Source organism: Ruegeria sp. D6, from assembly GCF_056534365.1.
The window spans coordinates 264,456-278,279 of the sequence record NZ_JBQFPH010000002.1 but is presented as its reverse complement, the minus strand read 5'-3'; the positions used below and the strand labels follow the sequence as shown (position 1 = coordinate 278,279).

Here is a 13,824-nt window from a genome sequence, read left to right as displayed (position 1 = left end):
GTCATGAGCGAACTGAACAAACTGGGCCTGGCCGAGGCCCGCGATGCGCTGCGTGCCAAAGAAGTGACCTCGGTCGAACTGACCGAGGCCTGCCTCAAGGCCATTGACGAAGCCGACGCGCTGAACGCGTTTGTCCACAAGACGCCCGAGATCGCGTTGGAGCGCGCCAAGGCGGCGGATGAGCGGATCAAAGGCGGCGACGCGCCTTCGATGTGCGGTCTGCCGATCGGCATCAAGGACCTGTTTTGCACTAAGGGCGTGCCCTCGCAAGCGGCCTCGAAAATTCTCGAGGGGTTCAAGCCCGAATACGAATCCACCGTGTCGCAACAATTGGCGGATGCTGGTGCTGTGATGCTGGGCAAGCTGAACATGGACGAGTTCGCGATGGGTTCGTCTAATGAAACATCCGTTTACGGCAATGCGGTCAGCCCGTGGCGGCGCGGCAATGACGATGCGCAGCTGACACCCGGCGGCTCGTCCGGTGGCTCAGCCTCGGCTGTCTCGGCTGACCTGTGTCTGGCCGCGACCGGTACCGATACCGGCGGTTCGATCCGCCAGCCTGCTGCTTTTGTCGGCATCACCGGCATCAAGCCAACCTATGGTCGTTGCTCGCGTTGGGGTATCGTGGCCTTTGCGTCTTCGTTGGATCAGGCTGGACCGATGACCAAGAACGTCCGTGACGCAGCGATCATGCTGGAAACCATGTGCGGTCATGACCCCAAGGATTCCACCAGCGCCGAGCTGGCCGTGCCAAATTTCGAGGCAATGCTGACCGGCGATATCAAAGGTAAGAAAATTGGTATCCCCAAGGAATACCGCATGGACGGCATGCCCGCCGAGATTGAAAAGCTTTGGGCCGATGGCACCGCTATGCTGAAAGACGCAGGCGCCGAAATCGTCGATATCTCGCTGCCGCATACCAAATACGCGCTGCCTGCCTATTACGTGATTGCTCCTGCCGAGGCGTCGTCGAACCTCGCCCGCTATGACGGTGTCCGTTATGGCCGCCGAGCACAGCTGGCGCAGGGCGATGGCATCACCGAGATGTACGAAAAGACCCGCGCCGAAGGCTTCGGCCATGAGGTCCAGCGCCGGGTGATGATCGGCACCTACGTGCTGTCTGCAGGCTTCTATGACGCCTACTACAACCGCGCCCGCAAGGTCCGCACCCTGATCAAGAAGGACTTCGAAGATGTCTTTGCCGCAGGCGTTGATGCGATCCTGACCCCGGCAACGCCGTCGGCCTCGTTCGGTCTGGGCGAGATGACCGAGGCTGATCCTGTTCAGATGTACCTGAACGATGTGTTCACCGTGACAGTGAACCTCGCTGGCCTGCCCGGTATTTCGGTTCCTGCTGGTCTGGACAAACAGGGCCTTCCGTTGGGTCTGCAGCTGATCGGCCGTCCGTGGGAGGAAGGCGATCTGCTCAACACCGCCTACGCGCTAGAGAGCGCGGCTGGGTTTGTGGCCAAGCCCGGAAAATGGTGGTAATCCTCAAACCTGACACGGCAATAAAGAACCGGAGCAGCCAAATGCGCAAATTGCTTCTGATCCCGGCCCTTGGGCTGATCGCGGCATGTGATACCGTTACCCCTGTTTCGGGTACCGGTTTCAATACGCCGGAATATCAGGCGCAGCGCGAGGCCGAACTGGCCGGGCAGGGTCTGGCCGGTAATCCGCTTGCGCCACCCGAGGCGGTTTCAGAGCAGCCGCTCTCGGCGCAGGGGGCTGTTGGTGCCGTACCAACAGGCGACGCCTCTGACATCGCCAACCAGACGGCCATTGCCTTGGCGAATACGTCGGGTCAAGAGACGCGCGTCGCGCCTCTGACTGCAACAAACAACCCAAGTATCTCTGATGAACAGGATTTTGAGGCTGTCTCAAACCGTCGCAGTATCGATGCCGACGCCGCTCGTATCGAACAGAATCGGCAGTCTTACGAGGTCGTCGCCCCTACTGCCGTGCCCGAGCGTGGCTCTGACGGGCAACCCAATATCGTGCAATACGCCCTGAGCACTTCGAACCCCATCGGTACCCAGTTGTACAGCCGAGCCGGATTTAACCTGCAGGCCAAGGCACAGCGCAACTGCGCTCAGTTCGCCTCTCCTGATCAGGCGCAGATTGAGTTTCTGTCGAATGGAGGCCCCCAGCGTGACCGCAAAGGGCTGGATCCGGATGGCGACGGTTACGCCTGCGGCTGGGACCCCAGCCCGTTCCGCAGTGCCGTCAACAACTAAGCTCTCCCCCATCTGGCACCCATCGCCCAATTTCGGCCCCCGTCGGGATGGGCTGTCACCCAAGCTGATCGTGCTGCACTACACCGCAATGGAGAGCGCTGCTGCCGCGCTTGAACGTCTCTGCGATCCGGGTCCCGAGGTCTCCGCCCACTACCTGATCGGTCGTGACGGTGCGCTATGGCAGCTTGTCCGAGAGGAAGATCGCGCTTGGCACGCCGGGGCAGGGGAGTGGCAAGGGCAAGCCGACATAAACTCCCGCTCGATCGGGATCGAGCTGGACAATGGCGGAGATCACCCGTTTGCCGAACCCCAAATGCGTGTATTGGAACAGCTTTTGCCCGAACTCATGCAGCGTTGGACCATCGCGCCAGAGGGTGTGATCGGGCATTCCGACATGGCACCGGGCCGCAAGTCCGACCCCGGCCCCCGGTTCGACTGGCAAAGGTTGGAACACCAGCGCCTTGCCGCTCGGCGTGGTACTGCCCTCGAACCGAACGTCAACTTCCGCGAGCTGGCGCAGAACCGGGGCTACACAGCGACAAGCGACGAGAAGACGCTCCTAAATTCCACGCGCCTGCGCTATCGCCCGTGGGCCTCCGGCCCCTTGCACCCCGATGATCTCAAAGCGCTCTGTCCACTCCCAAGATCAACCTGATCCGCCCTTCATCTGGCCAAAAATATCTCGGGGATGAATTGGCCGCAGGCCAAGAAGGGGCTGGCCCCTTTAACGTGCCAACCACCCTTGACGCCACCTTGCACAGAGCCTACCCAACCCACGCGCGGAGGGCCGGATGGCCGCTGGGGTCGTAAGGCCCGAGAGGAAAGTCCGGACTCCACAAGGCAACGGTGCCGGGTAACGCCCGGGCGGGGAAACCCGACGGAAAGCGCCACAGAAATCAGACCGCCACACACGTGTGGCAAGGGTGAAACGGTGGGGTAAGAGCCCACCGCGCCGCTGGCAACAGTGGCGGCACGGCAAGCCCCACCGGGAGCAATGCCGAATAGGGTCCCCGCGCGGGCCGGTCGGTGCAAACCGATACCGCCGCTAGGCACGCCTTGGCCGAGAGGGACCGGGTTGGTAGCTCGAGCCGCGCAGCAATGCACGGCCTAGAGGAATGGTCATCGAAGGGGGCAACCCTGGAACAGGATCCGGCTTACAGGCCCTCCGCGCATATCCTGTTACCCGCCCGGAGGTGTGTAGGTGCCGCCAAGTGCTGCAGCTTTTTCGGCGACGGCAACAAATTCCTGCGCCGACCATGCGCGAACGGTCTCGATCCTCGAAACCGCACCCGTGCCCGCGACGGCCATGCCAATTGCCACAGCATCACTGCCTTCAGGCAGTTCGCTGATAACGACGACATCATTGCCTCCGGTGGTTATATAAAATGAGATCAGTCTGCCGCCTGCTTTCTCAAGCAAAGCCTTGACGGGACCGGTGCGATCTTCCGGTTTTGCCAACATTCCTTTGACCCCATCTTGCGAATAAGACGCATAGGTAATGAAAACAGGCATATTTCTCTCCCTTGGTTGCAGTTTATTCGGAGCGCTAAAAGCGGCCGACTCCCTGGCCGTGTCGCGTGCAGGATTGCGCGCAAACCGGAAAAGACCCGGCCAAGTAGACAGCCGGGCGTTGCTATAGTTGTGAGCGGTGTTGTCTGCCGGAATTTACATCCGGCACGGTATTACCTAAGTCCGTAAAACGGGCTTCGAAGGTTCCGGCGACACTATCACAGAATCGTGAGCGCTCCAAATCGACTGCTCTTGAAGCCGTGTCAGGAATTGTTCCCCTAACGCGGCGAATCCGGTTGACTTGGGCGCATGAGCGGTTAAAAGCGCACGCTCATAAGGATTCAACCGAAAGGCCCCTGCCTTTTCGGACGCAGGAGATAACCATGGCGAAGCCGACGACAATCAAGATCCGTCTGAACTCGACCGCGGGCACGGGCCACTTCTACGTGACCAAGAAGAACGCGCGCACCATGACCGAGAAAATGACCATTCGTAAATACGATCCGGTCGCTCGGAAGCATGTCGAGTACAAAGAAGGCAAGATCAAGTAATCTGCCCTCTGACATACTTTTTGAAGAAGGACTCTGCCATGCAGGGTCCTTTTTTGTATTGTTTTGGGGTATCTCTTGGTCGGCCTAAACCAAGCAGGGGCGTTGCAGGGGCGCATCAGAGGTTTGGGTGTTCTGAATCTCAGCGGCTTGCTTTTTCTAATCCCCTGCCGCTACGCTTCAGCAACCCTTTCCAAAATGTTGACCGCCATGAAAAAAATCTTGTTGCCCGCTCTTGCTGTTCTGACATTGTCAGCCTGCGAAGACCCCTTTAACCGCGAAGGTGTTGGTTTCACCGGGATTGATGGTGAACCGCGCACAGTGTCGGATGTGAAAGGCGCCGTAGCCTTTTTGCCGCCAGAAACCAACATCCCGGCGGAACTGGCCAAGCTACCAACGGTCCAGGTTACATCGGACAAAGCCGAGCTTGAAAAGATCGCGGGTGTCGCAATCGATAATGGCGGTCGCTCAGATGCGAATTCAGTTCAGCTCACTGGCAGTGATACCAATCTGTACCTGAGCAATGTCAGTGTAAACGGTCAGTTGTTCGGTGTCCTGCGTACGGAAAACAACTCCACCAAAGTTGATACATCGGTGGGCTCGGCCTTTGGCGCTCAAACGGAACGCTTTACCGGATGCTTGCCCGCAGGTGATGTATACCGCAAGGGTTCGTCCGAGCGCAGTTCGGGTTTTGCAGTGCCGCTGAACTGCCGTTAATTTAGCTTACACAATCTAAGTAAAAGCCCCCGCCATTGGCGGGGGCTTTCTAGTTTCAGTGTTTCTGCAAGTCTTACGAGGCACTGAACAAGGGCTCAAACCCAGCACCGGTCATTCAATCCATGTGACACACCGGGCGATGATCACGCGAGTTCAGAGGCCCCCGCCATCCGTTGGCATCCAAGCAAGCGCTATGCGTGTTCTCTATTCCGCCTCACCGCCAAAGAATAATCAGTGGTGAAACTCTGCCCAGATCAGCAGAACTGTTTAACCTCAACTGATAGGAAGCAACGTTCATTGCTCTACCAATGCCTGCCCATTCTCGTCAAAGAAATGAAGTTTGTCGGTGGGAAAATGCAGGCCGATCTTTGCCCCAGGCTTTAGAGCGGTGTCCCCATTTAGGCGCACGGTAACCTTCTCTTCGGCGCCGCAATCCACGATCAGGAAGGTATCTGCCCCCAGATACTCAATCACCTCGATGATGCCATCACATTGCCCATCGCCCGATGATACAACATCGATGTGTTCGGGGCGAATGCCGAGTTTGCTTGCTACACCCGAGCGCGCGAAGTCGCCGCCTCTGCCATGTTCCAGAGTGTAGCCATCGTTCTGAGTCGTGCACGGCAATATGTTCATTTTGGGGCTGCCAATGAACTGTGCGACAAACAGGTTGGCAGGGCGTTCGTAAAGCTCGCGGGGTGTGCCGACTTGCGCGATCTTGCCGTACTCAAGCACGACGATGCGGTCGGCCAATGTCATCGCTTCAACCTGATCGTGCGTTACGTAGATCATAGTGCGCTTTAGGTTCTGATGAAGTTTCGCGATTTCGTAACGCATTTCGACACGAAGCGCTGCGTCAAGATTCGAAAGCGGTTCATCGAACAGAAACGCCGTCGGGTCGCGCACGATAGAACGACCAATGGCAACGCGCTGCCGCTGTCCACCGGACAGGTCCTTGGGGCGACGTTCCAGAAAAGGTCCCAGCTTGAGAACCTCGGCGGCTTTGTTGACCTGCTCTGCTATCTCGGCCTTCGGAACACCCGCGACCTTAAGTGAGAACCCCATATTTTCGGCTACCGTCAGGTGGGGATAAAGCGCATAGGACTGGAACACCATCGTCAGGCCCCGCTTGGAGGGTGGGTGATCCGTGACATCATTTCCGTTGATTAGTAGCGATCCGCGCGAGATATCTTCAAGCCCACCGATCATGCGAAGCAGGGTGGATTTTCCACAGCCCGATGGACCGACGAAGACGATGAATTCACCTTCATCAATCATTAGGTCAACGCCTTTGATGACCTGGGCCGAGCCAAACCACTTTTCGACGGATTTTAGTTCGATGCTGCCCATTAGTTCCTCCCTGCCCAATGCAGCCAAACCGCGGCTGTCCAGGTGAATGAATTCCCTCCGGCAGGGCTGCCGGTCAGAGGATCGTAGTATTCAGCGAAGCCGTTTGTTGCGATCAGCTGCGACGTTTTCTGGCGCAGTGCCTCGGCTTCTTCGAGGTGCCCCATATCCGCCAATCCAAACCCGATCAGCATATTCATGAACCCCCAAGTGGGACCCCTCCAGTACCTGCGTTGGTCGAAGTTGGGCATCGCGGGGTCATAGCTGGGAACTGGAAAGGGTACTTTTGCAAGCGTCGCCTGCAGGCGCTCCAGCATGTGCTGTGAATCAAGTCCCCCAAACCAGCAAAGATACGACGCGTTTGAGATGCTTCCGGCCCAATCACCAGTCAGCGCATCACGCGAGTCGAACGAGCTCAGCGTTTCGTTCCACAAAGATCGCGCGCCCGCTTCGAGCCTTTGAATGTCGCTACTTAGTCCATCCGCAGCAATTCCAAGCCTTTCGCTGATCCCCTGCAGATCGCGCGCGGCGCGCAGAGTGATAAATGTCATCGTCGGATCTGCGACTCGGAAGGGATTCAGGCTCAGCAACTTCTGTTGATCCCAGTCGGCCTGACAGCCGATCTGAACCAATTTGATATAGCGGTCATAGTCGTATTTGGTCGGTCGGTCTGCACTGTTGACGTGGCTTGTGTCACGACGCTGGTAGTCTCCGACACCTGTGGGATCTACGCCCTCCATTGCTTTGTCCCAGTCCGGTGCATTGTCGCGACCAGCTTCCCACGGATGCGTGGTGCAGACCGCGCCGTGTTCGTCGAGTCGCCATTTCATGATCCAGCGATGCCACGCCAGCAGAGATGGGAAGAGCGCGCGAACGCGGTCCGCGCCTGCATCGCCATCTTTTTCCCAGATCTTCCGCGCCACAGTTGCAGCCACCGGGGGCTGAATGATGCCTGAGGACGGGATCGGCCCGTGGCCACCCCAGACATCCGGGCCGGGGTAATATCCGTCATCCTGTTTGTGGAACAGGATATGCGGCACCATTCCATCATCCCACTGGCCCGAGAACAGTGTTTCAAGTTCCACCCAGGCTCGATCAATGTCGAACTCGGCAAAACCAAGCGCCGCAATCGCGCTGTCCCAATTCCATTGATAGGGGTAAAGCCCTTCGGTCGGGATGGTGTAGCCGCCGCGATCATTGGCAACCAGAATGTTGCGCGCCTCGCGGTCGGGGTTTGTATGTTGGTTCATCTCAGTCATCCTTTGACGGACCCCGCAGTCAGGCCCTTAGTCATGAAACGTTCAAGTCCCAGGAACAGCGCCATGATCGGAACGGTGGCGATCACCGCACCGGCCATCAGATGCTGTCGGGGAATTTCCGAGGAGTTCAGCATCGTGACGCCTCGGGTCAGGGTAAATTTCGAAGGGTCGTCCAGCAGCATGAAGGCCAGCAGGAACTCGTTCCAAGCGATCATGAAGACGTAGAGCGAGACCGACGCCAGCGCAGGCAGGCTAAGCGGCAGCGTAATCTTCCAAATCACTGCCAGCCGCGACAGCCCATCCATGAGACCGGCCTCTTCCACCTCAGTCGGCAAACCACGGAAATAACCTTGCAGCATGTACAGCGCGACAGGGATCGTCGTGACCGGGTAGATCATAACGATGCCAAGGATCGAGTTGCGCAGCCCGGTCAGCGAGAATGCGATATAGATCGGCAATGCCAGAACAATCATCGGCACCATGTAGATCAGCAGAATCGAGCGCGAGAACGCCTTTTGCCCTGAGAAACGGAACCGCGCCACCGCATAGGCTCCGGGGACGCTGAACAGCAGGGTGATAAAGACCGTCAGGACCGAGACGTAGAGCGAGGTCCAAAGATAGGTGCCGAAGTTGAAATCGCGAAACAGCTCGGTATAGCTGCGAAACAGAGCGGTGCCTTGTGATAGATCTACCGAGAAATCCAGCGGGTTCTGCAACAGGGCCTGTTGCGACTTCAGGCTGGTCATCACCATCACATAGAACGGAATGATCACGATCGCCGTGAAGAAGATATAGCCAAAGCCCGTGCAGAACCGGATCACGGCCTCTTCGTACTCGTGGCGGGTGAGCTCGCCGAACGGTGTCTCTTTCAGGATTGCGGCAACGGATAGGTGCATCACGACCGCCATCGCCACGACGGTGACCAGTATTGCCTGCAGGGATGTGTCAGAGCCGATCAGGACAGGCCCGACTCCGGTCAGGCAAGACAGGCCTAACAAGGCGGATACACCCAGTCGGGCCGGTGCGCGTTGCGCCGAGAAGCGGACATACACCAGACCGGCAATAGCCCCCCATATCAAGCAGAGCAAGACCTGTGGCCGGAACGCAGCCCCGGTCGAGAATGACATGGTGATGGCGACAGTAGTGGCGATCACCACCAGCCAGAGCGCGCCTAGAATCGGGGCGGTTATATACCCTTTGCGCATCACAAACCCTCCTCACGGCTGATGAAGCGGAAGAAGACGAAGCTGAAGGCAATCAGGCACATCAGGATCACAACGGCCACCGCTGCGCCTGCGCCGATGTTCGAAATCGCAAAGGCCTGTTCATAGACATTTACGGTCAGAGTACGGGTGCCGGCATTGCCGCCGGTCAGCAGGAAGATGTCGTCGAACTTGTTAAACGTCCAAATGAAACGCAGCAGGAACAGTACCGACAGGATGCCCAGTAGTTGCGGGATGCTCAGTAGCCAGAATTTCTGGAATGGTGAGGCTCCATCCATATCTGCTGCTTCATACATGCTGGAGTCGATTGATTGCATCCGCGCCAGAATGAACAGGAACGACAGCGGGAAATAGCGCCAGATCTCGAACACTGTCACCATGATCAGCGCCAAAGGGCGTTCCCCGAAGAAGTTGATCGGTTCACTGCTTAGTCCCATCTGCACCAACAATGCGTTGGCAGAACCCGAGAACGGGTCGAACAAGGTGACCCATGTGAAGGCCACAGCGATGACCGGCGCCACATAGGGGAACAGATAGAGGCCGCGTATGAACCCTTGTCCTTTGAAGCTTTTGTTCAGCAACAAGGCTGCAAACAGGCCCATCACCAAAGCTCCAATGGTGCCGACCACGGTGTAGAACAACGTAACCCACAGCACGCCCCAGAACTCGTCTCCATCAAAGACACGGGCGTAGTTTTCCAGACTGAATTCAAGGTTGGTCAGGACGCTGGGTCCGCTCCCGGTCACGCCGGGCTCTGATCCTTCGAGCAGCTCTTCGAAAGCGTCCGGATCTCCGTCCAAGGTGACCGGAATACGGATGCGTTCGCGTTGACCGCCTTCCAGTGTGCCGAAATCGCAGAACAGGTCTTGCCCGTCCAGAACACAGGGACTTGCAACTTCGCGCGCCGTCACGCCGTCCGGTAGAACATCTGTCAGGGTGACGCCGACAACGGCGATGTCCTGACTTGAGTTGCGGACGCGGTATTCAATCCGCAGATCCTCGCCAGATCCGCGCAAGCTTTCACGCACCACAGGTGCAGGCGGACGAAGGTCAGACAGGGTGAAGGGCTTGAAGCTGATCCAGAAGATCGCCAGCAAGGGCAGGATCACCACAAGCGATACACTGATCACTGTCGGAGCCAGCAGCGTCCAGGCCAGACGCGCCTCGCGTTTGGCTAGCGCCCCGGTTCCGGTCGGTGGGGTGGCCGAAGACATGGGATACCTCGAAGGGTTGGGTGCAGCGGCGTAATCGCCGCTGCATGTGTCACAAGGTTACTGAACCTTCGCGAGCTCGTCGTTCATTGCGGCCACTGCAGCGGCGGCATCGATTTCATCGTCGATATATTGGCGCACGACCCGGTTAATTGCCTGGCTGTTGATCATTTTGGACGCCAAAGCCAGCTGGCCTTCAGCAACGCCCCAGCGCTGCGCCACGTCCAGACCGCCGACGATCTCATCGATCATCGCCTGATCATACAGCTCGCCCAACGGGGCTTTGCGGTCCACGCCTACAGGCAGCTCTGCCCATGCTTCCGAGAACGCGGTCGGGTTGTCAGCATTACCGCGACGGACCGGGAACTTGCCCTCGGGTGCGATCGCCAGTGTTTGAGTATAGCCGTCGTCCATGGCGAATTTCACGAACTCCATCGCCGCGTCGGTGTCGGCGTCGTTGGTGATGCCAAAGTAACGAACGTCACCCCAAGCCGCGCCATCCGGGTTCGATGGGCCCGAGAAGTTAGTGACGATACCGGTCTTCGAGGCCAGATCGCGCGAGGTCGGATCATCGTTGATCGTCGGCGGGGCGCTGTCGCGCAGACCGGCCAGTTCGTCAAGGATGAAGGGCGACCAGATGATCATCGCTGCTTTGCCATCAAAATACAGCTCGCGCGATTGTTTCCAGAATAGCTCACCCGGGGGCGAGGCTTTCGAGATCGCCTTGTAGAAATCCAATACCTCTATGGTCTTGGCTTCATCCAGCGGTTGGAAGCCGTCCGCGCCAACAGGGGTCACGCCATTGGCGAGGAACACATGCTCCAAAACCTGACTCATGAAGTTTTCATCAACTTTGGTTGCAGCAACGAAACCGTACATCTCGGGCGGGTTGTGCAACTGCTCCAGCGCAGCGACGACGTTGGCGAATGAGTTCGGGGCCTCAAGGCCAGCTTCATCAAACAGGTCTTTGCGGTAGACAACCATTTGAGTCCATCCATCGACCGGTACCGACGCGGTTTCGTCGTTGAACGCCGCCATACCAAGCGCGCCGGGGGCGAAGGTGTCGGCGCCCAGTTCTTCGATCACTTCGGTGGCGGCTTCGGTGTCCAAAATGCCCGCTTCAGCCCATGGCAGGGCATATTGCAGCGGATGATAGACCACATCTGGCAGGTCTCCGGCGGCAAATGCTGCTGTGGCGCGTGTACCCAGATCACTTTCGGTGACCGGGATAACCTCGACCGTGGTGCCGGTTTCAGCCTTGAACTGGTCAGCCATTTCCTGTTGCTTGGCCAGCCGCTCGGGCTGTTCTTCGGTGGTCCAGAAGCGGATCGTATCCGCCTGAGCGGACATCGCCGCCAATACTAGCGCAAGCGATGTTCCAAGCATCATTCGAGATGCTAAAGGTGCAAGTTTCATAGTCGGTTTCCTCCCCGGTTATGATCTTTTGAAAGTTGAATTTTTCGGGCCAGTTCCTCGGCTGTAACGCTTGGTGGCCCGTCGGAATTGCGTTCGATCAGAACGGCCTCACTAATCTCACGCAGATCTGTCGGTGCTTCACCGCGAGTCTGACTGATCAGCATCGTCGCAAGGCGTTCTCCGGCCCGCTTAGAATCGACGCTGAACGTGGTTAGACCAGGGCTGACATATTGGCATTCAGGGATGCCGTCATATCCCAAAATTGATACATCTTGCCCGACCTCGAGGCCCAGTTCTGCACAGACCGAGTAACACCCCAGCGCAGCAAGATCTGTTGCAAACACTATTGCAGTAGGTGGGTGATTCAGCGTCAAAAGCGCGCGTGCCTCAACCGCACCCTCCTCGCGCGTACGAGCACCTTCCCGGAACAACTCGGGATCGGCAGGCAAGCCCGCGATCTTGAGACCTTCGAGATAACCGTCACGGCGCAGATGGCTGTAGTTGAATTTCGGATCGCTACCGACATAGCCGATACGCGTATGGCCAAAATCGACGAGCCGACCGACCGCATCACGGGTTGCAGATTCACCCGAAATGTCGAACCAGGATGTCTCATCCTGCCAGTCCGCCTGCCCATACCCCGTGCGGCCATACATGATGAAGGGAACCTTCAACTCTTGCAGGTATTTCACCCTCACATCGTCGACCTCGGTCCGGGGCAGAATGAACCCATCGGCTTTGCGCTCTTCGACAAGCCGCCCCAATACATCAAGCATATCTTTTTCGGACTTCGCCGTAGAAATCGTCATCGTCCAGTCGGATGCGCTCGCCGCTTCGCATGCTCCGGCCAGAAAATCCTGAAGAAATGGGTTATGCCGGTCTGGTTCTTCGCTGTTGATGACCATGGCAATAGCGCGCACCCGCCCGGTTCGTATCGCCTGCGCATGGCTGAGTGGGCGATAGCCCATCTTTCGCGCCGTGGTTTCAACGCGCTTTCTCGTGGATTCCGAGATGTCGGTATATCCATTCAGGGCGCGGGACACCGTGCTCTTAGAAAGCCCAAGATGATCGGCCAATTGATCCAGTTTTACCCTGCCGGGGCCAGAATGACTCCGGGGGCGAGACTGCGGTTGCTGGAGACTTGGATTCGTCATCATTCTTCTATTTGTTTTCTCCGAAACCGGTTTCGGCAATCAAAATTATGAAATTCTTTGATTGGATCGACCAAGTACACGAACGTTCCAATGGCGAAAGGCGCTGACGAACGCATATGCAAACTTGCAAACGCGGCTTTCAGAGTGGTGCAAAATTAGGGTTGCGCCAACATGGTTGACTGCCGACTGCTACAGTGACTGCAGGCTGATCATTGTTCGCGGAGCTTTGATGGGAATCGGTGAATTGAGCATGAGGACTATGCGTAAATACGGGCGACTATCCGGCTTTGAGGGCGTGTAAAAATTGTGGAGGCAAAATAAACTAGTCGGAACATCATGCGAATTCACCAAGGCTTGGTATGGGCTTTTGAAGAGCAACATAAAAAAGCCCCGCTTAGCGGAGTGCTAAGCGGGGCTTTCTGTATTCTGTTGGAAGCAGTTTTATTCTCTGTTGCCCAGTAGTTGCAGCAGGAACATGAACATGTTGATGAAGTCCAGATACAGGTTCAATGCACCCATGATCGCCGCTTTGCCAAGCCATTCCTGATCGCCAGCATGAGCCATCTGCAGATAGGTGGTTTTGATCTTCTGCGTGTCATAGGCGGTCAGGCCGGCAAAGATCAGCACACCCAGGATCGACACTGCGAACATGATCGCAGGCGACTGCAGGAAGATGTTGATAACCATCGCGACGATCAGGCCAATCACACCCATCATCAGGAAGGTGCCCATGCCGGACAGGTCTTTCTTGGTCACATAACCGTACAGCGAAAGACCTGCAAACGCGATCGAAGTCACCAGGAACACCTGCGCGATCGAGATGCCGGTGAATGCTACGAAAATCCAGCTCAGCGACAGGCCCATCACGGCTGCAAATGCATAAAAGAACAGCTGTGCGCCGGACGCCGAGAGGCGGTTGATGGCGGCGCCAAAGCCAAACACCATCGCCAAAGGTGCAAACATCACAATCCAGCCCAGGATATTGGGGCTCAGCGTGACCGGATCACGGAAGATCGACAGCAGCTGCGGGCTCGAGCCCACGGCCCATGCCACGGCAAATGTGATCAGCATGCCTACGGACATCGTGCCGTAGACTTTGTTCATATGGGCGCGCAGGCCCTCGTCTATCTCGGCAGCGCGCGCGCCGGACGCCGTCCGGATCGTGTCGAATTGTGCCATATAGGGGTCTCCCTTCAATATTCT

The 13,824-nt window shown here is 57.5% G+C and carries 13 protein-coding genes and 1 other RNA gene; 6 read left to right on the top strand and 8 right to left on the bottom strand.

Translation table 11 applies throughout. The features are described 5' to 3' along the window. The first annotated feature begins 3 nt into the window (after window positions 1-3). From gatA to rnpB, 4 genes are all read left to right on the top strand, one after another. The gene (gene gatA, locus ACR0A1_RS08820) at window positions 4-1,491 is read left to right on the top strand and encodes an Asp-tRNA(Asn)/Glu-tRNA(Gln) amidotransferase subunit GatA (RefSeq protein WP_480752401.1); all 1,488 of its coding nucleotides are present in this window, start codon (window positions 4-6) and stop codon (window positions 1,489-1,491) included. A gap of 41 nt (window positions 1,492-1,532) precedes the next feature. Continuing rightward, window positions 1,533-2,237 (top strand): excalibur calcium-binding domain-containing protein, encoded by a 705-nt coding sequence (locus tag ACR0A1_RS08815; protein ID WP_170512388.1) that lies wholly within the window; start codon window positions 1,533-1,535, stop codon window positions 2,235-2,237. Beyond that, the gene (locus tag ACR0A1_RS08810) at window positions 2,221-2,892 is read left to right on the top strand and encodes an N-acetylmuramoyl-L-alanine amidase (RefSeq protein WP_480503508.1); all 672 of its coding nucleotides are present in this window, start codon (window positions 2,221-2,223) and stop codon (window positions 2,890-2,892) included. Before ACR0A1_RS08815 ends, ACR0A1_RS08810 begins: the two co-directional genes overlap by 17 nt. 124 nt (window positions 2,893-3,016) lie before the next feature. After that, window positions 3,017-3,410, top strand: an RNA gene (gene rnpB / locus ACR0A1_RS08805) — RNase P RNA component class A. 6 nt (window positions 3,411-3,416) lie between these two features. Here the strand turns inward: rnpB and ACR0A1_RS08800 are convergent. Further along, a complete protein-coding gene (locus tag ACR0A1_RS08800; protein ID WP_170392216.1) occupies window positions 3,417-3,749 on the bottom strand; it encodes a GYD domain-containing protein in 333 nt (110 codons plus the stop codon). A 380-nt stretch (window positions 3,750-4,129) separates the two neighbouring features. Here ACR0A1_RS08800 and rpmG point away from each other — a divergent pair, with 380 nt between their 5' ends. Both rpmG and ACR0A1_RS08790 read left to right on the top strand, forming a co-directional pair. Further along, window positions 4,130-4,297 (top strand): 50S ribosomal protein L33, encoded by a 168-nt coding sequence (rpmG, locus tag ACR0A1_RS08795; protein ID WP_010441901.1) that lies wholly within the window; start codon window positions 4,130-4,132, stop codon window positions 4,295-4,297. A 207-nt stretch (window positions 4,298-4,504) separates the two neighbouring features. After that, a complete protein-coding gene (locus ACR0A1_RS08790) occupies window positions 4,505-5,011 on the top strand; it encodes a membrane lipoprotein lipid attachment site-containing protein (protein WP_170392214.1) in 507 nt (168 codons plus the stop codon). A 294-nt stretch (window positions 5,012-5,305) separates the two neighbouring features. Here ACR0A1_RS08790 and ACR0A1_RS08785 read toward each other — a convergent pair whose 3' ends face one another. From ACR0A1_RS08785 to ACR0A1_RS08755, 7 genes are all read right to left on the bottom strand, one after another. Then, window positions 5,306-6,361, bottom strand: a complete 1,056-nt coding sequence (locus tag ACR0A1_RS08785; RefSeq protein ID WP_170392212.1) for an ABC transporter ATP-binding protein — start codon at window positions 6,359-6,361, stop codon at window positions 5,306-5,308. Beyond that, on the bottom strand, window positions 6,361-7,608 hold the full coding sequence (locus tag ACR0A1_RS08780) for an MGH1-like glycoside hydrolase domain-containing protein (RefSeq protein ID WP_480867116.1): 1,248 nt from the start codon (window positions 7,606-7,608) through the stop codon (window positions 6,361-6,363). Before ACR0A1_RS08780 ends, ACR0A1_RS08785 begins: the two co-directional genes overlap by 1 nt. 5 nt (window positions 7,609-7,613) lie before the next feature. Further along, entirely contained in the window at window positions 7,614-8,822 is a 1,209-nt protein-coding gene (locus tag ACR0A1_RS08775; protein WP_170512380.1) for a carbohydrate ABC transporter permease, read from the bottom strand. After that, window positions 8,822-10,054 carry a carbohydrate ABC transporter permease gene (locus ACR0A1_RS08770; protein WP_480867114.1) on the bottom strand — a complete coding sequence of 411 codons (1,233 nt, stop codon included), beginning with the start codon at window positions 10,052-10,054 and terminating at the stop codon, window positions 8,822-8,824. Before ACR0A1_RS08770 ends, ACR0A1_RS08775 begins: the two co-directional genes overlap by 1 nt. Window positions 10,055-10,111: 57 nt before the next feature. After that, complete coding sequence (locus ACR0A1_RS08765; protein WP_170420724.1) at window positions 10,112-11,467, bottom strand: extracellular solute-binding protein; 1,356 nt, start codon at window positions 11,465-11,467, stop codon at window positions 10,112-10,114. Continuing rightward, window positions 11,464-12,621 (bottom strand): LacI family DNA-binding transcriptional regulator, encoded by a 1,158-nt coding sequence (locus ACR0A1_RS08760; protein ID WP_480867112.1) that lies wholly within the window; start codon window positions 12,619-12,621, stop codon window positions 11,464-11,466. The genes ACR0A1_RS08765 and ACR0A1_RS08760 overlap by 4 nt, the downstream gene beginning before the upstream one ends. Window positions 12,622-13,062: 441 nt before the next feature. Continuing rightward, on the bottom strand, window positions 13,063-13,800 hold the full coding sequence (locus ACR0A1_RS08755) for a Bax inhibitor-1/YccA family protein (protein WP_010441904.1): 738 nt from the start codon (window positions 13,798-13,800) through the stop codon (window positions 13,063-13,065). Between the last annotated feature and the right edge of the window lie 24 nt (window positions 13,801-13,824).